Source organism: Mesorhizobium sp. M7D.F.Ca.US.004.03.1.1 (genome assembly GCF_003998635.1).
GTDB lineage: Bacteria > Pseudomonadota > Alphaproteobacteria > Rhizobiales > Rhizobiaceae > Mesorhizobium > Mesorhizobium loti.
Map to the genome: position 1 here is coordinate 1 of NZ_RZQG01001377.1, position 1,112 is coordinate 1,112.

2 protein-coding genes and 1 pseudogene are annotated in these 1,112 nt (G+C 63.4%); all 3 read right to left on the reverse strand.

Annotated elements, in window-relative coordinates:
- A pseudogene (locus EN935_RS42550) lies at positions 1-159 on the reverse strand (XdhC family protein); the annotation flags it as partial.
- Positions 160-165: 6 nt separating this feature from the next.
- Positions 166-504 (reverse strand): XdhC family protein, encoded by a 339-nt coding sequence (locus EN935_RS37220; RefSeq protein ID WP_056594403.1) that lies wholly within the window; start codon positions 502-504, stop codon positions 166-168.
- Between the two features lie 60 nt (positions 505-564).
- The coding region (locus EN935_RS37225; protein WP_127374300.1) for a VWA domain-containing protein at positions 565-1,112 on the reverse strand (548 nt) is incomplete at its 5' end.

A 1,112-nucleotide genomic window follows, 5' to 3' on the forward strand; every position in this document is an offset into this window, starting at 1 on the left:
GGTGCGGAACGCCTTGGCAATCGCGGCGCCGAGATCGCCGGCGACCGGATCGCCCTCGCGCACGATCCGGTCGCGACCATCACCGAGATCGGTGACAAGGATCGCCGCACGGCGGGCACGGCGTTCGGCGTTGAGCGTTTTCAGCGCGTAGGGATCCATTCGAGATCAGCCCAGCCTTTCCACGTACACCTTGATGCGGCCACCACAGGACAGGCCGACCTGCCAGGCGGTTTCGTCGGCGACACCGAACTCCAGCATCCTGGCCTTGCCGCTGTCGATGACGTCGATGGCCTCGGTGACAACAGCGCCTTCGACGCAGCCGCCCGAAACGGAGCCGTGGAAATTGCCGTCCGCGTCGATGACCAGATGGCTGCCTACAGGCCGGGGCGCCGAACCCCAGGTCTCGACCACTGTCGCGATGGCCACGTCCTTGCCGTCCTTCATCCAGCCTTCCGCGATGATCAGCGGATCGCGGGCCTCATCCAGATAAATGCTGTTTTCCATGACCGTTTCTCTAGGAGTCTGTTTTTCTCGAGGATCCGTTTTCGGATTGGAAAGATATGGTTATGCGGCGTGCCTCGCGCCAGCGTCCAGCCATCGGCGCGGATCGACGGATTGTGCCGATTTCTTGTCCAGCGACGAGCAGAGATCGGCGAGCGCATCGAGGTTGTGCACCGAGCGGAACTCGTCGACATGTGGCAGCATCGCCTTGACGCCACGAGCGCGCGCCTGGAAGCCGTCGAAACGCAGCAACGGGTTCAGCCAGATCAGCCGCCGGCAGGATTTGTGCAGGCGCTCCATTTCCTCCGACAGGCCGGAGACATCGTCACGCTCCAACCCGTCAGTGATCAGAAGCACGACCGCGCCCTGCCCCAGCACGCGCCGCGACCATATCAGATTGAACTCGGCAAGTGTGTCGCCGATGCGGGTGCCGCCCGACCAGTCCTTGACCGCCGCCGAGCAGTCGGCAAGTGCTGCATCAGGATCGCGGTGGCGCATCTGCCGGGTCAGGTTGGTCAGCCTTGTGCCGAAGACGAACGTGTGCACGCGCCGGCGTTTTTCCGTGAGCGCGTGCAGGAAATGCAGGAAAATGCGCGTGTATTGGCTCATCG

Bases quoted from the DNA above. Each gene is read 5' to 3' on its own strand.
- EN935_RS37220 (WP_056594403.1), bottom strand. From the start codon at position 504: ATGGAAAACAGCATTTATCTGGATGAGGCCCGCGATCCGCTGATCATC.